This window comes from Streptomyces sp. NPDC006365 (assembly GCF_042870755.1).
Lineage (GTDB): Bacteria > Actinomycetota > Actinomycetes > Streptomycetales > Streptomycetaceae > Streptomyces > Streptomyces xiangluensis.
The window spans coordinates 104,228-129,537 of record NZ_JBIAHS010000014.1 but is presented as its reverse complement, the minus strand read 5'-3'; the positions used below and the strand labels follow the sequence as shown (position 1 = coordinate 129,537).

The window sequence follows — 25,310 nt, the reverse complement described above, 5'->3', positions numbered from 1 at the left end:
AGAACGGAGAACAGTCATGGCCCAAGCCGCAGCCGTGGCGAAAAAGCCCGCGCCACCCCGGCGGCGCCGCGGCTCAGCCACGCCACGCAGTCTCCCGTATCTGCTGATCGCCCCGGCGGGACTGCTGATGCTCGGCTTCATCGCCTACCCGGTGCTGAGCGTCTTCTACTACAGCCTGCAGGACTACAACCCCACCAAGCCGTGGCGGAACGGCTACGCGGGCTTCGAGAACTTCGTGCACGCCTTCACCGAGGACCCGCTGTTCTGGGACACGCTGGTCTTCAGCGCCAAGTGGGTCTTCGTCGAGGTCGGACTGCAGCTGCTGTTCGGTCTGGCGCTCGCGCTGATCGTCAACCAGACCTTCGTGGGGCGGTCGCTCGGCCGCGCGATGGTCTTCTCCCCGTGGGCCGTCTCCGGCGTGCTGACCTCCGCGATCTGGGTGCTGCTCTACAACTCCCAGACGGGCATCACCCGTTACCTCGCCGACGTGGGCATCGGCTCCTACGGCACCAGCTGGCTGTCGGACACCGGAACCGTGTTCTGGGCCGCGATCGTCGCCGACCTGTGGCGCGGTGTGCCCTTCTTCGCGATCCTCATCCTCGCCGACCTCCAGTCCGTCTCGAAGGACCTCTACGAGGCCGCCGAGGTCGACGGGGCCAGCCGGATCAAGCAGTTCTGGCACATCACCCTGCCGCACCTGAAGGACGCGATCATCCTGTCCACGCTGCTGCGCGCGGTGTGGGAGTTCAACAACGTCGACCTGCTCTACACGCTGACCGGCGGCGGACCCGCGGGCGTGACCACGACGCTGCCGCTGTACGTCGCCAACACCAGCGTCGAATCCCACAACTTCGGTTACGCGTCGGCCCTGACCACGGTCGCGTTCGTGATTCTGCTCTTCTGCTCGATCGTCTATCTGCGACTGAGCAAGTTCGGAGGCGAGAAGTGATCACCAAGGAGGCCACCGAGGTCCCTTCCACACCCGCGACCGCCGTCCCCGAACCGCCGAAGCCGGCGAAGACGCGGCACCGCGCCTGGGACGAAGCTCCCCGCTGGCAGATCTATCTGCCGCTGGGCATCTACCTCGTCTTCACCCTGATCCCGTTCTACTGGATCCTGCTCTTCTCCCTGCGGCCGTCCGGCTCGACCACGCTGGTGCCCTGGCCGATGACCTTCGACCACTTCGAAAAGGTGTGGACGGAGCGCAGCTTCGGCATCTACTTCCAGAACAGCGTCCTCGTCGGTGTCGCGACCCTGTTCATGACGACCCTGGTCGCACTGGCCGGCGGCTACGCGCTCGCCCGGTTCAACTTCAAGGTCAAGCAGCTCTTCATGCTGGCCCTGCTGTGCTCCCAGTTCGTGCCCGGCGCGCTGCTCCTGGTCCCGCTGTTCGAGATCTTCGCCGAGCTGCAGATGATCAACTCCCTCGGCAGCGTCATCATCGCGGAGACCGTCTTCCAGCTGCCGCTGTCGATCATCCTGATCAGCAACTTCATCAAGAACGTGCCGTACTCCCTGGAGGAGGCCGCCTGGGTCGACGGCTGCAGCCGGATGAAGGCGTTCCGGATCGTGGTCCTGCCGCTGCTGCGGCCAGGCCTGATCGCCGTCGGCTCCTTCGCCTTCGTGCACTCCTGGAACCACTTCCTGTTCGCCCTGATGTTCCTCAACAACCAGGAGAAGCAGACCATCCCGGTCGGCCTCAACACCCTGATGGGCGCGGACAGCGTCGACCTGGGCGCGCTCGCCGCGGGCGGCATCATCGCGGCCGTACCCGTGGTGATCGTGTTCGCCTTCATCCAGAAGTGGCTGATCACCGGCTTCAGCGCGGGGGCGGTGAAGGGATGAGACTTCGTCACATCGTCGCCGCAACGGCCCTGCTGGGGCTGCTCGGCGTCCCCGCCCACGCCGACGAGGCCCGCGACATCAGCCGCGACACGCTGCCCGTGAACGGCGGCTGGGCGGCGGCCGACGGTGGTACCACGGGGGGTTCCACCGCCGACGACGCCCACGTCTTCACCGTACGCAACCGGAGTGAGCTCGTCCGCGCCCTCGACGGCGGCAGCGCCACCCCGAAGATCATCAGGATCGCCGGAACCATCGACGCCAACACCGACGACGACGGCGACCGCCTCAGCTGTGCCGACTACGCGACCGACGGCTACAGCCTGAAGAAATACCTGGCCGCCTACGACCCCCGCACCTGGGGCTCCGCCAAGCCCAGCGGCCCGCAGGAGCAGGCCCGCCAGGAGTCCGCCGCCAAGCAGGCCGAGCGCGTCGAGCTGGCTGTCGGCTCCAACACCACCATCGTCGGACTCGGCGACTCCAAGAACACAGCAGTCCTCAAGGGCGGCAGCCTCCAGCTCAAAGGCGCGGACAACGTCATCATCCGCAACCTCGAACTCCGTGACGCCTACGACTGCTTCCCCGTCTGGCAGCCCAACTCCGGCGGCCTCGGCGACTGGAAGACGGCGTACGACAACATCTGGCTGCGCGGCGCCACCCATGTGTGGATCGACCACGTGACCGTCAGCGACAAGGGCCACCCGGACGAGAAGGAACCCACCTACTTCGCCCGCAACTACCTGCGCCATGACGGCCTGCTGGACATCACCAACGCCTCCGACCTGATCACCGTCTCCTGGAGCCGGTTCGCCGACCACGACAAGGCGATGCTCATCGGCAACGGCGACACGGCGACGGGCGACCGCGGCAAGCTCCGCGTCACCCTGCACCACAACGAGTTCGAGTCCGTCGTCCAGCGCGCGCCGCGGGTCCGCTTCGGGCAGGTGCACCTCTACAACAACCGGTACGTCGTCCCGGCCGACGGCCACGACTACCGCTACTCGATCGGCGTCGGCACCGAGTCCGCGATCTACGCGGAGAACAACGCCTTCACCACCCCCGGCCATATCGAGGTCGCCGACCTGGTCAAGAGCTGGAACGGCACCGCCTTCCATCAGTCCGGCACCCTCTGGGGGTCCCCCCGGACGGAGTCTGGGGGAGGTTACCGGGTGGACCTGCTCGCGATCCACAACGCCTACAACTCCGGCAGCGAACGTGATCTCACGGCCGACGTCGGCTGGACACCCACCCTGCACGGAGAGATCGACAGCGCCAAAGCGGCCGACCGAGAGGTGGCACGTGGCGCGGGCGCAGGGAGGATCTCATGAGCACTGCCGTACCCGTCGTCCTGGCGGGCGCGCGCGGCCACGGCCGCTGGCACCTCGACAACATCCGCCGGCTCCAGGACAAGGGCATCGTCCGGCTGGCGGGCATCTGCGAGCTGACCCCGCTGACCGAGGACGAACTCCCCGAGGGCATCGTCACCCCGGCGGGCGCCCCCGAGCAGTCCGCCGACTTCGGTGCTCTCCTCGACTCGACCGGCGCACAGGTCGCGGTGATCTGCACGCCGATCCCCACCCACGCCGACCTGGCGCTGACGGCCGCGCGCAGGGGCGTGCACCTCCTGCTGGAGAAGCCGCCGGCCCCCTCGTACGCCGAGTTCCGGCGCATGGCCGACGGGGTCGCCGAGGCCGGGGTCGTCTGCCAGATCGGCTTCCAGTCGCTGGGCTCGCACGCCGTGCCCGCGATCCGCACTCTGATGGCCGAGGGCGCCATCGGTGAGGTCGTCGGGATCGGCGGCGCCGGGGCCTGGGCGCGGGCCGAGGCCTACTACCGGCGGGCGCCCTGGGCCGGCAAGCGACGGCTGAACGGCGTCGACGTGATCGACGGAGCCCTCACCAACCCGCTCGCGCACGCGGTCGCCACCGCCCTGGCGCTGGGCGGCTCCTTCCGCGCCGAGGACGTCACCGACATCCAGACCGAGCTGCTGCGCGCCAACGACATCGAGTCCGACGACACCTCCTGCGTCCGCGTCACCACCGCGCAGGGCCGTCCGGTCGTCGTCGCCGCGACGCTCTGCGCCGAGGACCCCGACGAGCCGTACGTCGTCGTCCACGGCGAACGCGGCCGGATCACCTTCTGGTACAAGCAGGACCGCGTCCTGCTCCAGCGCGCGGACCACGGTCCCGAGGAGTTCGAGTACGACCGCACCGACCTGCTGGAAAACCTCGTCGAGCACCTCACCGACGGCGCCGACCTGCTGGTCACCCCGGACACGACCGGCGCCTTCATGAAGGTCGTCGAGGCGATCCGCCTGGCCCCCGACCCGGCCCCGCTGCCCGAACAGGCCTGGCAACTGCTCCCCGACGAGCGGCGCCGGGTCGTGCCCGGCATCGATGGCCTGGTCGCGGCCGCCGCCGACACCCTCGCCCTCTACTCCGAGCTGGGCGCCTCCTGGGCCCTCCCGGCGAGAAAGAAAGAGGTGAGCACCTGATGCCCCCCCACGACACCGCGGTGCTGCGCGTCGCCGGCCGCCCGGTCGGCCGGTACGTCACCCGGCCCGAACTGCCGGTCCGGCTCTCCCCGCGCCCGTACCTGCACCCCGTCACCACCCTGGCCGGCACGGCTGTCACCGAGCTCAGCCCCGCCGACCACACACACCACCTCGGCGTCGGTGTCGCCGTTCCCGACATCGAGGGGTACAACTTCTGGGGCGGACGCACCTACGTCCGCGGCCAGGGCCCGACCGAGCTGGACAACCACGGCACCCAGCGGCACAGCGCCTTCCAACTGCGCGACCCCGACGGCTTCGTGGAGGAGCTGCGCTGGGTCGCCGCCGGATCCGAGCTGCTGCGCGAGCGCCGTACGGTCGCGGCCACCGAACTCACCGACGCCGCCTGGGCGCTGGACTTCACCTTCTCGCTGACCAACGTCACCTCCGGGACCCTCTCGATCGGCAGTCCCGCCACCAACGGACGCCCCGGCGCGGCCTACGGCGGCTTCTTCTGGCGGGCCCGCAAGGAGGACTCGGCACCCGACGTCTTCACCCCGGAGACCGAGGGCGAGAAGGCCGTCCACGGCGACCGCGCCGACTGGCTCGCCCTCGTCGGCGCGAGCTGGACGCTGGTCTTCGCCGGCGCCACGGACCGGACCCGCCGGGATCCGTGGTTCGTGCGCACCGCCGAGTACCCGGGCGTGGGCTCGTCCCTGGCGTACGACGAGCAGGTGCCGATCGAGCCGGGTGACACCGTCGTACGGCGTGTCGTCACGGTGGTGGCCGATGGCCGCCTGGACCGGGACGCGGCCGCTGCCCTCGTGAGGAAGGCAGTGAGCCCATGACCACCTACACCAATCCCATCCTCAACGCCGACTGGTCCGACCCGGACGTCGTCCGCGTCGGCGACGACTTCTACCTGACCGCGTCCAGCTTCGGCCGCGTCCCGGGACTTCCCCTGCTGCACTCCCGGGACCTGGTCAACTGGACGCTGGTCGGGCATGCTCTCGAACGCCTGGAACCGGCGGGCAAGTTCAAGGCACCCCGCCACGACTGCGGCGTGTGGGCACCCTCGCTCAGGTATCACGACGACCGCTTCTGGATCTTCTGGGGCGACCCCGACCAGGGCATCTTCCAGGTCAACGCCCCCGAGATCCGGGGCCCGTGGACCCGCCCGCACCTGGTGAAGGAGGGCAAGGGTCTCATCGACCCCTGCCCCCTGTGGGACGACGAGACCGGCGAGGCCTACCTCGTGCACGCCTGGGCCAAGTCCCGCTCCGGCATCAAGAACCGTCTCACCGGCCACCGCATGCACCCCGAGGGCACCGAACTCCTCGACGAGGGCAAGGTGATCGTCGACGGCGACCGCATCCCCGGCTGGTTCACCCTCGAAGGGCCCAAGCTCCACAAGCACGACGGCTGGTACTGGATCCTGGCGCCCGCCGGGGGAGTGGAGACCGGCTGGCAGGGCGCCTTCCGCGCGCGCGGCTTCTTCGGGCCGTACGAGGAGAAGGTCGTCCTGGAACAGAAGGACACCGACGTCAACGGGCCGCATCAGGGCGGCTGGGTGCGCACCCCGTCCGGAGAGGACTGGTTCCTGCACTTCCAGCAGCGCGGCGCCTACGGCAGGGTCGTCCACCTGCAGCCGATGCACTGGGGAGCCGACTGCTGGCCGGTACTCGGCGACGACGGCGCCCCCGTCGCCGTACACGAGCGCCCCGACCTGCCGCCGCAGCCGACCGCCGCGCCCGCCACCGACGACGACTTCCCCGGCGGGCGGTACGGCCGCCAGTGGCAGTGGACGGCCAACTCGCAGCATGGCTGGGCCACCCAGCACTCCGGGGACGGGCTGCGGCTGACCTGTGTCCGCTCGGCCGACGCGCACGACCTGCGCAAACTGCCGAACGTGCTCACCCAGCGGCTGCCGGGCACGCCGTGCGCGGTCGAGGTCGAGTTGCGGCTCGACAGCGAGGAACCGGGGGCGCGGGCGGGGCTCGCGGTGCTCGGGGACGCGTTCAGCTGGATCGGGCTTCAGCGGGGCGCGGACGGGGTGGTGCATGTCGTGCACCGGTTCGCGGAGGCGGTTGCGGAGAAGGAACGGGACGCCGATCATCCGCGGCCCGCGCCCGAGGGACGGGTGCGGCTGCGGATCGAGATCGGCGCCGGGGCGCGGTGCCGGTTCTTCTACGACAGCGGCGACGGCCTGCGGTCATCGGGTCCCGTCTTCGCCGCCACCCCGTGGCGCTGGGTCGGCGCCTTACTGGGGTTGTTCGGTCTCGCCGCCGCCGGTCAGGGTCACGCCGGCGCGGCGACGTTCACGCAGTTCAGGATCAGCGCCTTGTAACCACCCCATTTGTACGTTTTTTGGGAGCCGCAATGACGCACCTCCATAGCAAGCGCTTGCCAGGAATAGGCAGAACCCTGGCCGCCGTAATGGCCCTGGTGGCAGCCCTGGGCCTCGGGGCGATCGGGGAGGCGAAAGCCGCCCCTGCCGCCTCGGACACCACGACGTCGGCCGCCCGCTGGACCGACCGACCCCACGGTTTCGCCTCCCTGGCCGGCGGCACCACCGGCGGGGCGGGCGGCGAGGTCGTCACCGTCACCGACCAGGCCTCGCTGGTGAAGTACGCGGCGGCGGAAGAGCCGTACGTCATCCGGGTGTCGGGGTCGATCGACGCCGAGCCCTTCGGCTCGGACATCGTGGTGACCTCGAACAAGACCATCATCGGCGTCGGCGACACCGGCGAGATCGTCCACGGCGAGCTGCATCTCAACCCGGGCACGAGCAACGTCATCATCCGCAACCTGACGATCCGTGACAGCTATGTCGAGGGCGACTGGGACGGGAAGACCACTGACTTCGACGCGATCCAGATGGACACCGTCGACCACGTCTGGATCGACCACAACCGCCTCACCCACATGGGCGACGGGCTGCTCGACATCCGCAAGGACAGCCAGTACATCACCGTCTCCTACAACGAGTTCAGCAACCACAACAAGGCACTCGGGATCGGCTGGACGACCAACGTCCAGACGCAGATCACCATCGACCACAACTGGTTCACGGGGACGAAACAGCGCAATCCCTCCGCCGACAACTGTGCCTACGCGCACCTCTACAACAACTACTTCTCGGACCAGGTCGACGACGGCGATCCGCTGTGGACGTACGGCAGTTGGTCGCGCGGCCGGACCAGGATGGTCATCGAGAACAGCTACTACGACGGCGTCCAGCACCCCCACCAGGCCGATGTCACGGCCGAGTTGGTGGAGCGCGGGTCGATCCTGAGGAACACGACGGGCCGGCACGACGAGTGGGGTGCCGCCTTCGACCCACGCGAGTTCTACGACTACCAGCTGGATCCGGCGGCCGCCGTACCGGCGCTGGTCACGCGGTTCTCCGGGCCGCAGAAGCCGATCGGTGACTCGGTGACGCTGCATGTCCCGGGCGACTACCCGACCGTGCAGGCAGCCGTGGACGCCGTGCCCGACGGCAACGCGAGCTCGGTGACGATCGCCGTTGCGCCGGGGACGTACCGCGCCAAGGTCCTCATCCCCGCGAAAAAGCCGAACATCGTGCTGCAGGGGACTGGACAAGATCGGTCGGACACCGTCATCGTCTACGACACGCCCGCCGAGTACGGCGGCTCCACCGGGAGCGCCACCGTACGCATCGCCGCGAACGACATCACGGCGCGCAACCTCACCTTCAGCAACGACTTCGACGAGGCCGCGTACGAGCTGAAGGGCGAGCAGGCGCTGGCGATGAAGACGACCGGCGACCGGATCGTCTTCGAGAACACCGCCTTCCTGGGCAACCAGGACACCCTGATGACCGACAGTCCCAGGCTGACCACCGTCAGCCGGGTCTACATCCGCGACTCGTACATCGAGGGCGACGTCGACTTCGTCTACGGGCGGGCGACGACCGTGATCGAGCGATCCGTCATCAAGGCCCTCAGCCGGGGGTCCAGCACCAACAACGGTTACATCACCGCCGCCTCGACCTGGACGGGGAATCCGTACGGCTTCCTGATCACGCGGTCGGAGGTCGTCAGCGACGCGCCCGACGGGAGCTTTCACCTCGGGCGGCCCTGGCACCCGGGCGGTGAACCACAGGCCGTCGCCCAGGTGCTGATCCGGGAGACCGAACTGCCGGCGGCGATCAAGTCCTCGCCCTGGACCGACATGAGCGGGTTCTCGTGGAAGGACGCGCGGTTCACCGAGTACCAGAACTACGGACCGGGAGCGGCTGTCACCGCGGACCGGCCGCAGATGAGCGACGAGGGCGCCCGAAGCCACACCGTCGCCGACTACCTCAAGGGCACTGACGGCTGGATGCCGTACGCCCGTCTCTGACCCCCACAACTTCACATCTCTGTTTGATCCAGAAGAAGAGAGCCGACCATGAAGATCAACAATCGCAGGAGCAGCACAGGCGGGCGTCGCATGCCGACCGCCGTCGCCCTGAGCGCCGTGCTCGCCCTGACCGCCACCGCCTGTGGTGACAGCGGCACGAGCGGCGACACGGGCAACGAGGGCAGCGGCACGGGAGAGATCGTCTTCTGGGACAACAACGGCGGTGTCCGCACCGACATCTGGAAGAAGATCATCACCGACTTCGAGAAGGCGAACCCGGACATCAAGGTCAAGTATGTCGGTATCCCTTCCACCGACTACCAGTCCAAGGTGGACACCGCCATCCAGGGCGGCGGCCTGCCGGACGTCGGCGGCGTCGGAGCGGCGATGCTCGCGGGCTTCGCCGCGCAGGACGCGCTGGAACCGCTGGACGACCGGTTCGGCAAGTCCTCCCTGAACGGCAAGCTCAACGAGAACATGCTGACGTCCATGAAGGCCGCGGGCGGCGGTGACGAGAAGCTGTACTCGGTTCCGACCTCTGCGAACAACGGTGTGCTCTACTACCGGACCGATCTGTTCGACAAGGCCGGCCTGGACGAGCCCGTCACCTGGGACAAGTTCTACGAGGCCGCGGAGAAGCTCACCAACACCGGCAAGAACGAGTTCGGTTACACCATCCGCGGTGGCGCCGGCTCCATCGCCCAGGCGCTGGACGCGATGTACGGACAGTCGGGCATCACGTCCTTCTGGGACTCCAGCGGCGAGAAGACGACCGTCAACGACCCGAAGAACGTCGAGGCGCTGGAGAAGTACGCGGCCCTCTACAAGAAGGTCACCCCGGCCGCCGACCTGAACAACGACTTCACCAAGATGGTCGCGCAGTGGGACTCCGGCACGATCGGGATGCTGAACCACAACCTCGGCTCCTACCAGGACCACGTCAAGGCGCTCGGGGTCGACAAGTTCCGCGGCATCCCGCAGCCCACGGGCCCGGGCGACAAGCGGGTCCAGGTCTCCAACCCGGTGGACGGCCTCAGCGTGTTCAAGAGCTCCGAGAACAAGGAAGCCGCCTGGAAGTTCATCGAGTTCGCCGTCTCGCACGAGTCGAACTCCAAGTGGAACGAGTCGGCCGGTGCCATCCCGTCCCACACGGAGGCCGCCAAGGACGCCTGGATCTCCAAGGCCGAGCCGACCAAGCTCGCGGCGGAGGCGCTGAACGACGGGTCGACCACGATCGTGCAGCTGCCGTACTACCTGCCCGACTGGAACGCCGTCTCCAAGGCCGACAACGAGCCGAACTTCCAGAAGGTGCTCAACGGAGACATGAGCGCCAAGGAGTTCCTGGACACGTTGGCCGGACAGCTCAACGAGGCTCAGACCGAGTGGAATTCGCGTAACGGCTGAGAGTTCGGTCGCACTTGTGCGCGGCCGGCTGCGGGTTGTTTGTGGCCGGTCGCGCAGTTCCCCGCGCCCCTCGGGCGTTCCCACCCCCCACGTTCGAAAGGCACCGCTGAACGACCCTTCCCAGAAAGGCACCTCCCCGTGTCCCTCACCCGCAGACAGGTCACCCTGGCGGCCATGGCCGCCGCTCCGCTCGCTCTCGCGGCCACCGGTACCGCTCACGCCGGCTCAGCGCACCGCCCCCGCACCCTCTTCATCGCCGGTGACTCCACCGCCGCACAGAAACACGCCGACGCCGCGCCCGAGACCGGGTGGGGTATGGCTCTCCCCTTCTTCCTGCACAAGGACCGTCCCGTTTCCAACCACGCGGTGAACGGACGCAGTTCGAAGAGCTTTGTCGATGAAGGTCGCCTTGATGTCATCCTCGCCGCCATCCGGCCCGGCGACTTCCTGCTGATCCAGTTCGCGCACAACGACGAGAAGGTCGGCGACGACACTCGGTACACCGAGCCCTGGACGACGTACCAGGACTATCTGCGCATGTACATCGACGGTGCCCGGGCCCGTGGGGCGTGGCCCGTGCTCGCCACCCCTGTCGAGCGTCGCCGGTTCGACGCGGCCGGCAACGCCAGGCCGAGCCACGGCGAGTATCCGGCGGCGATGCGTGCGCTCGCCGAGCAGGAGGGCGTGCCGCTGCTCGACCTCCAGGCCCTGTCCCTCGCGCTGTGGCAGCAGCTCGGCGTCGAGGAGACGAAGAAGTACTTCAACTGGACCGCCACCGAGCAGGACAACACGCACTTCAACCCGCCGGGCGCGATCGCCATGGCGCGACTGGTGGCACGGGAGCTGCTGCGCACGCGCGTGCTGGCCCCGCACGACGTGCACCGGCTCGACGAGGTGATCCCGGAGTCCTGGATCACCTGGCCGGAAGCCGCCGCGTAGCCCGCTCACCGAGCGCAGAGACAACACCCAATCCCCGATCGCACAGAAGAGAGCCGCACAATGAACAGACGTATGTGGCATGGGCATGCCATGAGAAGAATGGCCGTGCTGACCGGCTGCACCGCCCTCGTCCTCGGCGTCACCGGCACCGGTGCCCAGGCAGGCTCCCGGGACGTCGGGCGGGACGTGCTCGCCGCGAACGACGGCTGGGCCTCCGAGGGCGCCGGCACGACCGGGGGGTCGGCCGCCGACGCCGAGCACGTGTACACCGTCACCACCTGGGCGGAGTTCAAGCGGGCACTCGCCGATGGCGGTGACGCACCGAAGATCATCAAAGTCAAGGGCATGATCGACGCCGTGTCCGAAGGCTGCGACTCCTTCGCCGCCGACGGTTACGACTTCCAGCAGTACCTCGCCGACTACGACCCGGCCGTCTGGGGCCACGACACTCCGGTCAGCGGCGAGCAGGAGGACCTGCGCGACGCGTCCGCCGACAACCAGAACAAGGCCATCAAGGCGAACGTCCCCTCCAACACCACCATCGTCGGTGTCGGGAAGGGCTCCGGGATCCTCGGCGGCAGCCTCCAGGTCAAGGGCGTCGACAACGTCATCCTCCGCAACCTCACCGTCGAGGCCCCGATCGACTGCTTCCCGCAGTGGGACCCGACCGACGACAACAAGACCGGCGCCTGGAACTCCGAGTACGACGGTGTCGTCGTCTACGGCTCCACCCATGTGTGGCTCGACCACAACACCTTCACCGACGGGCGCTACCCCGACAGCACCCTGCCGTCGTACTTCGGGAAGGTCTTCCAGCAGCACGACGGGCTGGTCGACATCGTGCGCGGCGCCAACTACGTGACCGTGTCCTGGAACTCCTTCAAGGACCACGACAAGACCATGCTGATCGGCAACAGCGACAGCGCCGCCGCGGACGACGCCGGCAAGCTCAAGGTCACCCTCCACCACAACCGCTTCGAGGGCATCGTCGAGCGCGCGCCGCGCGTGCGGTTCGGGCAGGTCGACTCCTACAACAACCACTTCGTGGTGACCGAGGACCAGAAGTTCGGCTACGTCTTCGGCATCGGCATCGAGTCGCGGCTGTACGCCACCGACAACGCGTTCTCCCTGCCGGCCGGCGTCAGCGCGGCCCGGACGCTCAAGAAGTGGAAGGAGGCGCCGCTCACCGCCGAGAACAACTACGTCAACGGCAAGCTGACCGATCTGATCGCCGTCCACAACGCCGAGATCCCCGGCGAGACCCTCCAGCCGGGTGCAGGGTGGACGCCGACCCTGCGGACGAAGGTCCACGATCCACGGGCGGTCCCGTGGATCGTCGGCGCCCTCGCGGGCGCCGACCGGCTGTACTGACGTACTCCGACGGGCCGGGGCGCGCGTCGGCGCCCCGGCCTCAGCAACCCCCTCCGCGAGGCAGTACCCGACCACCCTGTGCACGAGCCGCACCTCGAAGGAGCACAACCATGCCTTCACCCCACCTCCAGCTGCCCTTCTCCAGAAGGGGATTCCTGATGGCGAGCGCCGGTGCCGGCGCCGCGCTCGCCCTCGGGGCGGTCCCCGCACGGGCCGCCGACGCCCGGTCCTGCTCCTTCGGCCGTTATGGCTCCCCGGCCGACCGCCTGACCGAGCGAACCCTGTACGTCGACTCCCACGGCCAGGGCGACTTCACCACCGTCCAGGCCGCCGTCACCGCCGCGACCGGCAGCGGCTGGACCCTCGTCATCGCGCCGGGCACCTACCGGGAGACGGTCTCCGTCGACCGCTCCCGCACGGAGATGACCTGGCTCGGCGCCGGCGACGGCCCGCGCGACGTCGTCATCGTCTACGACAACGCGGCCGGCACTCCGAAGCCCGACGGTTCCGGCAACTACGGCACCACCGGCTCGGCCACCACCACCGTCCGGGCAGACGGCTTCACCGCTCACCGGATCACCTTCGCCAACGACTTCCTCCGCGAGGAGCACCCCGAGATCAGCGGCACCCAAGCCGTCGCCATCAAGGTGCAGGGCGACCGCTCGGCCTTCCACCACTGCCGCTTCCTCGGCCACCAGGACACGCTGTACGCCGACTCGATGGCGCTCGGCACCTTCGCCCGGCAGTACTTCGCGCACTGTTACGCCGAGGGCGATGTCGACTTCGTCTTCGGGCGGGCGACCGCCGTGTACGAGCACTGCCGCTTCCACACGCTGGCCCGAGACGTGGACTTCACGCCCAAGGGCATGGTGTTCGCACCGTCCACGGCCGGTGCCAACCCCTATGGCTACCTGGCCGTGAAGTGCCGTATCACCAGCGGCGCGGAGGACGGGGCGTACAAGCTGGCCCGGCCCTGGGTGCCGAGTTCCGACACCACGGCGCGGCCTGCCCTTGTGGTCCGAGACACCTGGATGGGGCCGGGCATCGACGCTGCCGCACCGTACACCAACATGTCCTCCGGCTTCCCCTGGCAGGATCAGCGGTTCGCGGAGTACCGCAACACGGGGCCCGGCGCCGAGATTCTCGTTCCGGAGAACCGGCCTCAACTGACGGACGAAGAGGCCCAGTTGCACACCCGTAAGACGTACCTCGGGGACTGGAGGCCCTATGAGCGTCGATGGTGACCGCGCTCCGGTCGGGAGGCGGGCCTTCGTCGCGGGAGCGGGCGCCGCGGTGTGGGCCGCACAGTCCGGTAGCGGTATGTCCGGGCCCGCGATCGCCGCCGAGCCACCGGCCGACGCGGCGGCGATCGCGGGCTCAGCGGGGGCGGGCGGAACAGGAGGCATCGTCGAAGGCAACCTCCCGGACTTCTACCCTGCCCTCAAGGACGAGCTCCGCTTCCCCCTCGCCTGGGGCAACTCCACGATCCGCGACTTCCGCGCCTGGCGCCGTGCCGCCCGCGCCAAGGTGGAGGAACTGCTCGTCGCCGGTCGCGACGACACCGCCTACGCGCCCGAGTTCGGCGATCGCGCCGAGGCCGACGGGTATACGCGGGAGCTCGTCACCTTCGGGCTCACCCGCTACGGCCGGGTCCGCGGAGCCCTGCTCACCCCGCACGGCACCGGCCCCTTCCCCGCCGTGCTGCTCCTCCACGACCACGGCTCGAAGTTCGACATCGGGAAGGAGAAGCTGGTCAGGCCCTGGTACGACGGTGAGGCCCGGTTACCGTCCGCGCTGGAGTGGGCAGAGCGGTGCTTCAGCGGGCGGTTCGTCGGTGACGAGCTGGCCCGGCGGGGATACGTCGTACTCGCCGTGGACGCCCTCGGCTGGGGCGACCGGGGACCGCTCGTCTACGAGCAACAGCAGGCGCTCGCCGGCAACTTGTACCACCTCGGCTCGTCGCCCGCCGGGCTCATGGCCCGCGAGGATGTACGCGCCGCCCGTTTCCTGGCCGGCCTCGACCGCGTGGACCGGCGGCGCGTCGCGGCCCTCGGCTTCTCCATGGGGGCCTACCGGGCGTGGCAGACCGCCGCGCTCAGCGACGACATCGCGGCCGGGGCGAGCGTGTGCTGGATGACCGGGCTCAAGGAGATGATGGTGCCCGGCAACAACACACTGCGTGGGCAGTCCGCGTTTCACATGCTTCACCCCGGGCTTGCCCGCCATCTCGACATCCCGGATGTGGCCGGTATCGCCGCGCCCAAGCCGTTGTTGCTCTTCAACGGTGGACTGGACACGCTGTTTCCCCCGGAAGGGGTGCGGGTGGCTTACGGCAAGATGCGCTCCGTTTGGCGCGCTTGTCATGCCGAGGAGCGGTTGCGGCTGAAGACGTGGCCCGAGTCGGGCCATGTCTTCAACTCGCGTATGCAGGACGACGTTTACGCGTGGCTGGACGAGGTCCTGTGAGGCATGTTCGACGCTGCGGGTTCGTCGTGCCTGGTCGCGATCCCGCAGTGGGCAGATGTCCTCGCTGCCGAGGACTGGCTCAAAGCCATCGCACCGCAATAGCGGGAGGCCGCCCGGACCGTCACATGCGGGGCAAGACGGCATCGCCTCCCGTCGGCCGGGTGAAGTCAGCCGGCGGAAAAATGAGCTGCCGCCCCGTCCGAAGGCCGGCACCGGCGCGAAGGCCGGCGGTGTCGTCCCCGTCGCCGACCCCTTCGGTCTGGCTGTCGCCCAGGATGGCCCCCGCGCCGGGCTCGACCCGCTCAGGCCAGCAGGACGTCCTCACCTGCCGTCACGGGGACGACCTGCCTGGCCGACGGCGCCTCGGCCTTCACCGGTGTCCCGAAGTCCGACAGCGTCATCGTCGTCATGGCCTTCATGCCGCCGAAGTAGGACAGCCGGGCCTGGACGGCGCGCCCCTTCCCGTCGACCCACACGTCCGCGTAGACGGGCATGTCGTCGCCCAGCTTCTCGCGCAGGTCGTCCAGTCCCTGTTTCGTCTGCGTCGTCATCCGGAGCGTGGCGGTGGCGTGGTCGATCGTGCCCCGGTAGTGCACCGCGGGGGCGTCGTTCACCTCCTCCTCGCCCTCGTTCGACACCTGCCGCATCGCCTTCATCTGGCGGAGCAGGTGCTCGGGGTCGTTCAGCGGCGCCCGCAGGAAATAGCGGGTCAGGGCCTCGCTCCGGGCGGCAGAGGCCCACTTGCCCTCGTCCACCGTCCGCGAGCCCCGCACATAGACGGTGTCGCCGACGAAGACCTCCTCGATGGGGTCCATGCCGCTGTCCTCAAGCTCCACCGTGAGCCGGCCCCTGTCATCCGCCAGGTCGAAGGCGCCGGCGATCGCGAACACGTACGTCGTGGGGCTGTCTGCGGACCGCAGCTCGATCTTCTCGTCCACGCGGGCGCTCTCCGCGCTCGTCCTCTCGATCGCGGCGCGCACGGCCGCGCCATGATCTACGGCCTTCTTCGCCTCGTCCCCCGAGTCAGGGTCCGGACCGCCGGAACAGCCGGTGCATAACAGGAGCACAGCGGCAGAGAGGAGGTGGGCGCGGCGCATGGGTTCTCCGAGGAATCGGTACAGCGGCAGGGGGGGAGCCCGAGAGGGCCTGGAGATCTTCGCACGAAACCGGTGACGGGGGCCGGGGATTTCGGCCTCGGCGCCCTGTTCTTAGGGCTTCTGATGTGACATCGGGTGCGAGGAGCGGCGCTCTCTGAGTCACTCGCCCGTCTCGTCTCACGCCGAGGCTGAAAGACAAGCTGACCCGTCGTCGCGCACCTCGGCAGTCGGTGCTGGACCTGTGATGCGGCTGTGACCCGGAACTGTGGCCTCCAGCACAGTCGGATCCATCGGGCCCTGATGAGCTGGCCCGATGCGCAGAGCCGCCTCCCTCTTACCGGTCCTCGCCTCAAGTCTCGCCCTCGCGGCGTGCGGGCAACAGGCCGACCCGCCCGCCTCCGACGCGCCCGTCTCCGACGCGCGGCCCACCTCGTCGGACGATCCGAGGTTCAGTCCGCTGGCCGCGTACGACATGTCCGAAGACGAGAGCCGTACGGTCGGCAAAGCCCGGTGGACGCTCGCCAAGGAGTGCATGGCCGGCCTCGGGTTCGACAGCCTGAAGAACCTTGACACCGACCCCGTACCCGCCTGGCCCCAACGCCCATCCGGCACAGGCGTGTTGCTGGCCATCGCGTACTCCTTGGACGACTTCCGCTATGGCATCCAGGACCCCGGGCAGGCCGCGCGGTACGGCTATCGGGCGGTGGAGGCCGAGTACAAGCGCCGCTACCCGGAGAAGAAGTGGACTCTGTCCGAATACCTCGCGCTCACCGGCCAGTTCGTCGAGGACGAGCCGAAGACCGTCCAGGGCCACCGGATCCCCGAACGCGGCTGTCTCGGCGAGGCGAACCGCACGATCTACGGGACGGACCCTGAGGCCCGCAAGGACCCGGTCCAGGACCTGGAGACCAAGAGCCTTGAGCAGGGCATGCAAGACCCCGCCTGGACCAAGGCGGACAAGACGTGGTCGGTCTGCATGCGGAAAGCGGGCTACCGCTACGCCACTCCCAAGGACGCCGAGACCGACCCCGACCGCTGGGAGCTGGAGGAACGGCGGACGGATCCGCAGTACGACCCCACCGAGCCGTCCGCCCTGGACAAGAAGACCGCGACCGCCGACGCCCGCTGCAAGCAGCAGACCGGCTATGTCCGCACCGTGCACGCCGTCGACATACGCGTCCAGAACCAGCTCATCGCCAAGAACCGGACGAAGCTCGAGGAACAGCGCCGCTGGAACCACGACGCGGCCCGCAAGGCCCACGACATCCTCGAGGACCGGTCGTAGAGACCACCCCGGGCCGCCATCGTGACGTGCTCGGTGACCACCGGTCGTTTGAACAGGCCGGTGGCCACCTGAACACTCACTTTGGGGCGCGGGAACGCGCCGGGCTTCGACAAGTCCGCTTAGCGGGCCCGTACCGGCCTGATCGACTCCAGTGTCGGTATCACCGGCTTGATCGTGCCGTCCCCCGCGAACTCCATGCGGTCGATCGTGGTCTCGCGGTGGGTGCCGTCGCCGCCCGACTTGCCGGGGCCGTTCAGGGCGAAGCGGTGGTAGACCATGTACCAGTCGTCCGTGCCGGGGGTGTTCACCACCGAGTGGTGGCCGGTGGCCTTGATGCCGTACTCCGGCCGCTTGGAGAGGATCGTGCCCTTCTTGGTCCAGGGGCCGAGCGGGGACGAGCCGGTGGCGTAGGCGACGTGGTAGTTCTCGCTGCGCGTGTCGTCCTCGGACCACATGTAGTAGTAGGTGCCCTTGCGCTTGATCACGAAGGCGCCCTCACGGAAGTTGTCCGGGGTGATGTCCTTCACCTTCGTCGCGTCGAAGGACACCATGTCGTCGTTCAGCGGGACGACATAGCCGCGCCCGTTGCCCCAGTAGAGGTACGACTTCCCGTCGTCGTCCGTGAAGACCGAGGGGTCGATCATCTGGCCCTGGAACTGCCCGCCCTTGGCGACCAGCGGCTTGCCCAGCGCGTCCTTGAACGGGCCGGCGGGGGAGTCCGCGACCGCGACGCCGATCTGCTGCTCGGCGCAGAAGTAGAAGTAGTACTTGCCGTTGCGCTCCGCGATCGCCGGTGCCCAGGCGTTCTTGTCGGCCCAGGACACGTCAGGTCCCAGGTCGAGGATCTCGCCGTGGTCCTTCCAGTGCACCAGGTCCTTCGACGAGAAGGCCTTGAACTTGGTCCCGCTCCAGCCGGGGAAGCCGTCCGTGGTCGGGTAGATCCAGTAGCGGCCGTTCATGTACTTGACGTCGGGGTCCGCGTAGAGGCCGGGCAGGACGGGGCTGCGGGTCGGCACCGCCTCGACCGTCCAGGTGCGCTTCGTGCCGTCCGCCGCCGTGACCGTGTACTTCTGCGGATTGCGGAAGTCGCGGCGCGTGCCCGACTTCGGGCTCACCGTCGCGCCCTTGCCGACCCACAGCTGCGGGGCCAGCCGCCTCAGGTCGGCGTCGGGCTCCATCGGCAGGACGACCTTGTTCTTGTCCTCCGTGACGATCGCGTAGCCCTCCTGGTCCTTCGCCGTCACGTCCACGATCGAGGTGGGGCTCGCGGGATACGCGGCCAGCAGGCGGTCGTACTCCTTCTGCGTCACCGGCATGACCGTGCCGTGGCGCGGGCTGGTGGGCAGCTGGTAGTTCTGCGACGGGGTCCACTTGCCGGAGTCGAGGTCGGTGGTCTCGAAGGGGAGGTAGCCCCGGCCGCCGTACTCGTCGATGAACAGGTACCACTTCTCCTCGGTGTTGGACTTGAACACCGTCGGGCCCTCGCCACGGTCCATCGCCCCGCTGCCGATGCAGTCCGCGACGAAGTCGTACTTTGTGGAGGTCAGCGTCCTCGACTTCTCCCCGGTGATGTACTTCGCGCAGGGGCTGGAGGAGTTCGGGTCGCGCTCGTCCTTGGTGTAGCGGTAGTAAGTGCCCTTGTGCTGCACGACCGTTGAGTCGATGACCGAGTAGCCCGGGTCGTTCCAGACCTTGGGCTCGCTGAAGGTGCGGAAGTCCTTCGTGGTCGCGTACATCATCTTGTTGTACGTCGAGCCCGTGTGGTCCGGGTCGTCGTCGGCGTACAGCTTCGAGGCCCAGAAGACGACGAACTCGCCGAGCCTTTCGTCCCAGTACGCCTCGGGGGCCCAGGTGTTGCCCGCGTTGTCGGGGGAGACCTTCGCCAGGCGCTGGTCGGTCCAGTTCACCAGGTCCGTGGACTCCCAGACCATGATGGACTTGCTGCCGTGACGCTGGACGTCGTCCCAACTGCCGCTGCTGTTCTGGTACATGCGCAGATCGGTCGCGATCATGTAGAACTTGTCGCCCTCCGGGGCGCGGATCACGAACGGGTCCCGCAGGCCCTTCTCGCCGGTGGTGGAGGTGAGCACCGGCTTCCCGGCGTTCAGCTCCCGCCAGTGCAGCGGGTCGTTGCCTCGGCTGAGGGCATAGCGGATCTGCTCGCCGTCGGCCGTGCCCTCACCGGTGAAGTACGCGAAGAGATAGCCCGCGTACTTCGGCTTGGCCTTCTGCGAGGCTCTGTCAGCTCTGTCCACTGGTTGTGCTCCGGATTGTGCGGGACTGGGCGGGGCTGCCAGGAGGCTCAGTATCAGGGCGAGCAGCGCTGACAGAGAGGTCAGGAGCGTGCGGGCGGTGCGGGGGCGCATGACACATCCTGTGGGGGTCTGGTGGTTTCTGTTGGGCTGAACTGACCTGGAGTTTCACCAGTGGGAGACGGTGCGTCAATCGGTGCGACGGGGACCGGGATGATCGAAAGTTTCGATTCCTTTTCGGGTGGGCGCGGCAACCTTTTCCGGCCATGGCGGCGACCTGGGTGTACAGAGGCGGCCCCCGGGCCTGCCTCCCGTCCCCGACTCCTAGGAAAGGAACGCGCCGTGCTCCAGAGCACCGGACGCCACCGCAGGACGCGCACTCTCTCCATTGCCGCCGCGGTGTCCGTAGCCTCGGGGGCGGGTGGCGTCTACCTCGGACTCTCGAACGACGGAGCCGACGCCGCCGCCGTCCAGACCGTCACCGTGTCCAGCACCGCTCGGCTGGAAGCCGCCGTCAAGGGCGCCACGGCCGGCACCGTCATCCAGGTGCGCGGCGGCACGTACTACCCGACGAAGAGCCTCAGGTCCTCGGCGAGCGGCACCAGTTCGGCCCGCATCACCTTGCGGGCCGCTCCTGGGGCGAAGGTGAGGATCGACGGCTCGAAGCTTCCCGACGGCTCCTGGCTGGCCGGGATCTACGGCGACTACTGGACCGTCGAGAACATCACCTGGCAGAACGCGCCGGCCCATGGCTTCGTCGCCACCTCCTCCGTCGGCGGAGTGTTCAGGAACCTCGTCACCGCGAACAACGGCGACTCCGGCTTCACGCTGCGCGGTGACGGCACCACGGACAACCTCGTGCAGAACCTGGACAGTTACGGCAACTACGATCCGTCCGGTCACGGCCAGAACGCCGACGGGATCGCCGTCAAGTTCGGCTCCGGCACCGGCAACAAGATCACCGGTGCCCGCCTCTACAACAACTCGGATGACGGACTCGACTTCTGGCAGTTCTCCAGCCCCGTCACCGTCGAGCACTCCTGGGCGTTCGGAAACGGCGAGAACCGCTGGAAGGACCCCGCCTTCGACGGCAACGGCAACGGCTTCAAGCTCGGCGGCGGAGGGGCCTCGGTCGCCCACCTCGTGAACAACAACGCCGCCTGGGACAACAACAAGCACGGCTTCACCGAGAACTCCAACACCGGTGCCATGAGCCTGAACCGCAACACCGCGTATGCCAACGCCGGCTCGGGCTACTACTTCGCCACCGGCAAGGCCCGGCTCGGCAAGAACCTCGCGGTGCGCAACAACGACGGTCTGGGCAAGCTCGGCCCGTCCACCGTCTCCGCGGGCAACAACTGGGACGAGGGCATCGCCGCCCCCGCCTTCAAGTCCACGAACGCGTCCACCGCGTACGGCGCCCGCAAGGCGAACGGCTCACTGCCCGCGACGACGTTCCTGACGACCGGCTCCACCACCATCGGTTCCACGATGAACTGATCCTCCCGCTCCCCCCACGGGCCCACCCCCCACGGCCCACGGGAACGCCCCCACCGGCTGCATCCGGCGGGGGCGTTCCCCTTGCCGCTGGCCCTCGTGGGGGGCTCAGGCCAGCAGGTCGATGCAGTCGAACGACGTGCCGGGGCTGAGGAAGGCGGATCCGGAGGAGCCGCTGACGATGTTCAGCTTCAGCACGTTGTACTGACCGGTGTCCGACTTCCACGCGCTCGCCGGCACGTTGTAGGTGAACGTGTGGTTGTTGCCCCGGTACGAGCCCGTGGTCAGGGACCGCGTCGAGGGCTGCGACGGCGCCGAAGGGAGCGCCGACACCCAGTCGTTGACCGTCGCACGCGGCCGCCCGTTGATGTAGGCGGTCGTCACGCCGACGCGCAGGGTGTGCGCGGCGGCGGCCTGGGCGGCGGTCAGCTTGAAGTACACGAGGATGCCGTCGTTGACGTCCTTCCACATGTACGCCGGGAACGACGCGGCCTCGCCACCGCTGCCGACGACGACGTTGCCGGTCCACTTCGACGCGCGCACGTCGGACGGATGCGCGTACGTCATCAGCTTGGCGTTCTTGAACTCGCCGGGCGTACCGTCCCAGTCGCCGAGCCGCCAGATCGTCTTCGCGGTGCTCGGATCGCCGCTGATGGTCAGGGAGTTGAGAGCGGTGGTGCCGCCCGCCGTCACCTTCACCTCCTGGGTGTGCACGGCCAGTTCGCCCTTGAAGACGGTCAGCGTGTACGTCCCCGGCAGCATGCCCGGGCACGAGAAGGCACCGGTGCCGGAGGCGGCCTTCGCCCAGAACTGCGCGTCCTTGTTGGCGAAGCCCACGGTGTACGCGTAGTCGGCGTTCATGCCCTTGAGCCCGACGCCCGACACCTTGCCGCGGCCGGACTTGCCGACCCAGCCTGAGATGCCGAGGCCGTCCACCCACGAGGTGTCGAGGTTCTTCGCGAACAGCGACGCCGAGGGCGTACCACCGTCCGTGAAGGCCAGCACGTACGGACCCTGCAGACCGAAGCGCATGGCCTCGGTCTGCGACTGGTTGTAGTGCAGGATCTCGTACAGGCCCACTCCGCCGTCGTTCGAGTGGCGCAGCAGCGAGCGGTAGAACGGGCCGCCCGAGGCCTTCTCGTGGTTGGAGCGCACCATCCAGAGCCCCACCGAGCCGGTGGTGTAGCCGACGTAGTCATAGTCCATGACCCGCGTGCCCGAGTAGTGCTTGGAGCGGGTCTGGCCGTTCGGCTTCTTCCACACGTCACCGGCCTCGATGACCGTGTCGGCCGCCTCCACCCAGGAGTCGGGACCCTCGTTGGGGAAGATCCCGGCCTTGATCCGGGCGATGTAGCGGGTCGCCGTGAACGACGTGTCGGCCTTGTTCGTCCACATGTAGACGTTGTTCTGGCCCTTGCGCGCCGCGTAGTAGTGCCGGAGCGTGCCGTGCGCCACCGAGACCAGGATGGTGTTCCCGGACTGCTTGATGCCCACGGTGGACGCGCCGAGCCCCGACTCCACATGCGAGTGCTTGCCGCCGTAGCCCTCGTACTCCTTGCCCTTGTGGACCAGCGAGGTCAGATCGCCGGTCGACTTGGAGACCTTGAAGACGAGGGAGGCGCCCGTGTCGATGACATGGTTCTTGCCGTCATCGGAGTGGCCGAAGGTCGCGGCCGACGCCGAGGAGAGCAAGCCGGTGCCGGCCGCGACCGCCGCGCCGGAGCCGGCCACGCCCACAGTGGACGCGGCAAGCAGCCGGCGACGGGTGAGGTGCTTTCTGTGCCTGCTCAAGAGTGGTGCTCCTGGTGCGGAGTTACGTACCTACTTGTACGTGATGTCGGATGGCTTGTAGTTGCAGTGGGTGCCGTCTGCGTCCGAGCCCGCCTCCTCCGGCTCGTCGCCGCTGTTGTTGCCCTTGTACTTCTGGCACGGCACGATCTCCTTGCCGCTGTCGCCGGTGATCGTCACCTTGCGCAGGGCCGCCGAGTCGCCGTAGTTGCTGTTGATGCCGACCAGACGTCCACCGGGAGCGGTCACATCCAGGCCGTTGAAGATCACGCTGCGCTTGTACTGCGTCGAGCAGTTGCCGCAGGAGCGGTAGAGGGTCTTGAAGTCCTCCGCCACGAAGTTCGAGACGACGAGCTTGCCGCCGCCGTTGTGCTGGAGGACCTTGTCCGCGGCGTGCCTCGCGCCGCCGCCCTTGATGGTGAAGACGGCCGATTCGCCGCCGCGGAACGTGGCGGCGTCCTCGCCGACGTCCTCCCACCAGACGTTCTGCAGCGTGCAGGTGCCCTTGCAGTGGACGCCGTCGGCGCCGGGCTTGCCGATGACGACGTTCTTCAGCGTCGCACCGTCCGCGAGTTCGAAGATCGGGTCTCCGCCCTCTTCCTGACCGTCACCGGCCAGGTCTCCGCTGCCGTAGAAGCGCTTCATGCCGCCGTCCCGGACACCTTCCACCGGGATCGTCTTGGAGACCGCCTCGCTGCCGTTGGGGGTCGGCCATCCGGCCGCGGCGTTGGCTGACGACATCATGGTGCCGGCGAAGACGGCGGCTCCGGTCAGTCCTAACGCGGACAGGCTGCCGACGATGGTGTGTGTCCGGCTGAGCTTGCGGCGGTGGCGGGCGCGCTGCTGTGTTTCTGAACTCATGTCCCGTTTCCTTGAGTGGGGGGAGAGACCTTGCGTCTCCCTGGTTGCCACCCGGAGGGAGCGGGTTGCCGCTCCTCGGAACTTTTTTGCAGTCGCCGCTCGTTATGAGCTTTCCGAACCGGGGGTCATGAGTCGCCGCCGGTAGCAGGCTCCGTCGGTCATGAGCCTCGGTCAGGAGTCTTCGTCGTCGGAGTCCTGGCCCACGAAGTCGCCCTGCACACCCACCTGTTCGCCGTCGGCCGTCGCGGTCGCCGCGTAACGGTCGTCGCCGGCGTCACGGCCGCCGCGGTCGTGGTCGTACTGCCCGGCGAACACGAACTCACCGGCCGGGACCGTACGGCCCTCCTTGAGTTCCCAGGTGTAGACGACGAAGCCGTCCCGCTCGCCGACCGTGTGCTCGAAGTCGGCCTCGGGCAGCGAGCGCCAGGCGCCCGTCGAAGTGACCCCGCCGGTCTGCTTGACGCGCAACTCGACGGTCAGTGAGGTGAGTTGCTTGTCCGACTTCACGGTCACATTGCTCTGCGCCCAGAAGACGTTGCTGTGCGGATCGACCGAGCCGTCCGACCACAGCGGGCCGTCCTCGGTGCCGGCGTCCGCGGGCGGAGTGACGGCCGGGGGCGGCTCGGGCGGCTTGACCGGCGGCGACTCGGCCGCCGTCGGCTTCTCGGGGCGCGGGGAACTCGTCGGATCCGGCGGGATCTCGCCGCGGCGGGACTCCTCCGGCGACGGTTCGGGAGTCGGCGTGACCGCGACGGTCTGCTGGGACTTGTCGTCGTCCTTCAGCGCGGACGCCGCCGCATAGCCGCCCACCGCGAGGACGCCCGCGACCGCGGCCGTGGCACCGACGACCCGCGCCCAGCCGAGCAGCGGGGGCCGCTGCGCGGGGCGCCGGGAAATCTCGGAGTCGGCCATGCCGCGCTCGATGCGGGCCAGGATGCGCGCACGGTCGGGCTCATGAGCGCCGGCCGCATCATGCAGCCGGGCGCGCACGTTGTCGTCTGCGGCACGTGCGTCGCGCTGCCCCGTCATGGGTTCCTCCCTCCGGCCCCACCGGTGCGCAGCACCGCCGCGTGCACACGGCTCGGGCTGTCCGCACTGCCCAGCAACCGCTGCAACTCGGCCATTCCCTTCGACGTCTGGCTCTTCACCGTACCGACCGAGATGCCGAGAGCGAGCGCGGTGTCCTTCTCCGAGAGGTCGAAAGCATGCCGAAGCACCACACATGCCCGCTTGCGGAACGGCAGACTGCGCAGCGCCCCCTGGACATCGACCACGGCCGGCACATCCGGGTTCTCGCTGCTCTCGTCGCGCTGCGACCAGAACAGCGTGATGCGTCTGCGCTCACGCACCGCGCTGCGGATCCGGCTGCGCGCCAGATTGGCGACCACTCCGCGCGCGTACGCCACCGGATGGTCCGCCGCCCGCACCCGGTCCCAGCGGTGCCACATGGCAAGCAGCGCGTCCGCCGCCAGATCGTCGGCGGCGTCCGAATCACCGGTCAACAGGTGGGCCAGCCGCGCCAGTTCGGCATAGTGCCGCTCGAAGAAGTCGTGGAACTCCACGGAGGCTGCGTCGTCGACGACCGTGCCCACGGGCGACCTCTCCCCTGCTGAATCCGGACAGTGCGGTTGACCTGCGTGCGCCGTGCCTGC

20 protein-coding genes are annotated in these 25,310 nt (G+C 68.5%); 14 read left to right on the top strand and 6 right to left on the bottom strand.

The genetic code is table 11. The features are described from left to right. The first annotated feature begins 16 nt into the window (after window positions 1-16). The 12 genes from ACFYO0_RS31710 (at window position 17) to ACFYO0_RS31655 (ending at window position 14,878) form a co-directional block, all read left to right on the top strand. Window positions 17-949, top strand: a complete 933-nt coding sequence (locus tag ACFYO0_RS31710) for a carbohydrate ABC transporter permease (RefSeq protein WP_388682936.1) — start codon at window positions 17-19, stop codon at window positions 947-949. After that, the gene (locus tag ACFYO0_RS31705; RefSeq protein WP_388682934.1) at window positions 946-1,845 is read left to right on the top strand and encodes a carbohydrate ABC transporter permease; all 900 of its coding nucleotides are present in this window, start codon (window positions 946-948) and stop codon (window positions 1,843-1,845) included. Before ACFYO0_RS31710 ends, ACFYO0_RS31705 begins: the two co-directional genes overlap by 4 nt. Continuing rightward, a complete protein-coding gene (locus ACFYO0_RS31700) occupies window positions 1,842-3,170 on the top strand; it encodes a polysaccharide lyase family 1 protein (protein WP_388682932.1) in 1,329 nt (442 codons plus the stop codon). The genes ACFYO0_RS31705 and ACFYO0_RS31700 overlap by 4 nt, the downstream gene beginning before the upstream one ends. Beyond that, window positions 3,167-4,336: a Gfo/Idh/MocA family protein gene (locus ACFYO0_RS31695; protein ID WP_388682929.1), complete on the top strand. Its 1,170-nt coding sequence runs from the start codon at window positions 3,167-3,169 to the stop codon at window positions 4,334-4,336. Before ACFYO0_RS31700 ends, ACFYO0_RS31695 begins: the two co-directional genes overlap by 4 nt. Next, complete coding sequence (locus ACFYO0_RS31690; protein ID WP_388682927.1) at window positions 4,336-5,181, top strand: PmoA family protein; 846 nt, start codon at window positions 4,336-4,338, stop codon at window positions 5,179-5,181. Before ACFYO0_RS31695 ends, ACFYO0_RS31690 begins: the two co-directional genes overlap by 1 nt. Next, window positions 5,178-6,680, top strand: a complete 1,503-nt coding sequence (locus ACFYO0_RS31685) for a family 43 glycosylhydrolase (RefSeq protein WP_388682924.1) — start codon at window positions 5,178-5,180, stop codon at window positions 6,678-6,680. The genes ACFYO0_RS31690 and ACFYO0_RS31685 overlap by 4 nt, the downstream gene beginning before the upstream one ends. Before the next feature lie 32 nt (window positions 6,681-6,712). After that, window positions 6,713-8,698, top strand: a complete 1,986-nt coding sequence (locus tag ACFYO0_RS31680) for a pectinesterase family protein (protein WP_388682922.1) — start codon at window positions 6,713-6,715, stop codon at window positions 8,696-8,698. Between the two features lie 48 nt (window positions 8,699-8,746). Next, complete coding sequence (locus ACFYO0_RS31675) at window positions 8,747-10,102, top strand: ABC transporter substrate-binding protein (protein ID WP_388682921.1); 1,356 nt, start codon at window positions 8,747-8,749, stop codon at window positions 10,100-10,102. Window positions 10,103-10,240: 138 nt separating this feature from the next. Beyond that, a complete protein-coding gene (locus ACFYO0_RS31670; RefSeq protein ID WP_388682919.1) occupies window positions 10,241-11,041 on the top strand; it encodes a rhamnogalacturonan acetylesterase in 801 nt (266 codons plus the stop codon). Window positions 11,042-11,101: 60 nt separating this feature from the next. Further along, complete coding sequence (locus tag ACFYO0_RS31665; RefSeq protein ID WP_388682917.1) at window positions 11,102-12,412, top strand: polysaccharide lyase family 1 protein; 1,311 nt, start codon at window positions 11,102-11,104, stop codon at window positions 12,410-12,412. A gap of 110 nt (window positions 12,413-12,522) precedes the next feature. Further along, entirely contained in the window at window positions 12,523-13,656 is a 1,134-nt protein-coding gene (locus ACFYO0_RS31660) for a pectinesterase family protein (RefSeq protein ID WP_388682915.1), read from the top strand. Next, entirely contained in the window at window positions 13,640-14,878 is a 1,239-nt protein-coding gene (locus ACFYO0_RS31655; protein WP_388682913.1) for a dienelactone hydrolase family protein, read from the top strand. Before ACFYO0_RS31660 ends, ACFYO0_RS31655 begins: the two co-directional genes overlap by 17 nt. A gap of 302 nt (window positions 14,879-15,180) precedes the next feature. On the opposite strand, the gene ACFYO0_RS31650 is transcribed toward ACFYO0_RS31655, so the two are convergent. Beyond that, on the bottom strand, window positions 15,181-15,975 hold the full coding sequence (locus ACFYO0_RS31650) for a hypothetical protein (RefSeq protein ID WP_388682911.1): 795 nt from the start codon (window positions 15,973-15,975) through the stop codon (window positions 15,181-15,183). Window positions 15,976-16,288: 313 nt separating this feature from the next. Between ACFYO0_RS31650 and ACFYO0_RS31645 the strand changes: the two genes are divergently transcribed. After that, window positions 16,289-17,260 (top strand): hypothetical protein, encoded by a 972-nt coding sequence (locus tag ACFYO0_RS31645; protein WP_388682909.1) that lies wholly within the window; start codon window positions 16,289-16,291, stop codon window positions 17,258-17,260. Between the two features lie 119 nt (window positions 17,261-17,379). Here ACFYO0_RS31645 and ACFYO0_RS31640 read toward each other — a convergent pair whose 3' ends face one another. Continuing rightward, a complete protein-coding gene (locus tag ACFYO0_RS31640) occupies window positions 17,380-19,626 on the bottom strand; it encodes a family 43 glycosylhydrolase (RefSeq protein WP_388682906.1) in 2,247 nt (748 codons plus the stop codon). Between the two features lie 228 nt (window positions 19,627-19,854). Here ACFYO0_RS31640 and ACFYO0_RS31635 point away from each other — a divergent pair, with 228 nt between their 5' ends. Next, on the top strand, window positions 19,855-21,012 hold the full coding sequence (locus ACFYO0_RS31635; protein ID WP_388682905.1) for a right-handed parallel beta-helix repeat-containing protein: 1,158 nt from the start codon (window positions 19,855-19,857) through the stop codon (window positions 21,010-21,012). A 105-nt stretch (window positions 21,013-21,117) separates the two neighbouring features. Here ACFYO0_RS31635 and ACFYO0_RS31630 read toward each other — a convergent pair whose 3' ends face one another. The 4 genes from ACFYO0_RS31630 to ACFYO0_RS31615 form a co-directional block, all read right to left on the bottom strand. After that, window positions 21,118-22,800 (bottom strand): rhamnogalacturonan lyase B N-terminal domain-containing protein, encoded by a 1,683-nt coding sequence (locus tag ACFYO0_RS31630; protein ID WP_388682903.1) that lies wholly within the window; start codon window positions 22,798-22,800, stop codon window positions 21,118-21,120. Window positions 22,801-22,830: 30 nt separating this feature from the next. Continuing rightward, the gene (locus ACFYO0_RS31625) at window positions 22,831-23,658 is read right to left on the bottom strand and encodes a pectate lyase (protein WP_388682900.1); all 828 of its coding nucleotides are present in this window, start codon (window positions 23,656-23,658) and stop codon (window positions 22,831-22,833) included. Between the two features lie 171 nt (window positions 23,659-23,829). Then, window positions 23,830-24,687, bottom strand: coding sequence for a hypothetical protein (locus ACFYO0_RS31620; RefSeq protein WP_388682898.1), 858 nt, complete (start codon window positions 24,685-24,687; stop codon window positions 23,830-23,832). Continuing rightward, entirely contained in the window at window positions 24,684-25,250 is a 567-nt protein-coding gene (locus ACFYO0_RS31615; RefSeq protein ID WP_388682896.1) for a SigE family RNA polymerase sigma factor, read from the bottom strand. The genes ACFYO0_RS31620 and ACFYO0_RS31615 overlap by 4 nt, the downstream gene beginning before the upstream one ends. Window positions 25,251-25,310: the final 60 nt, after the last annotated feature.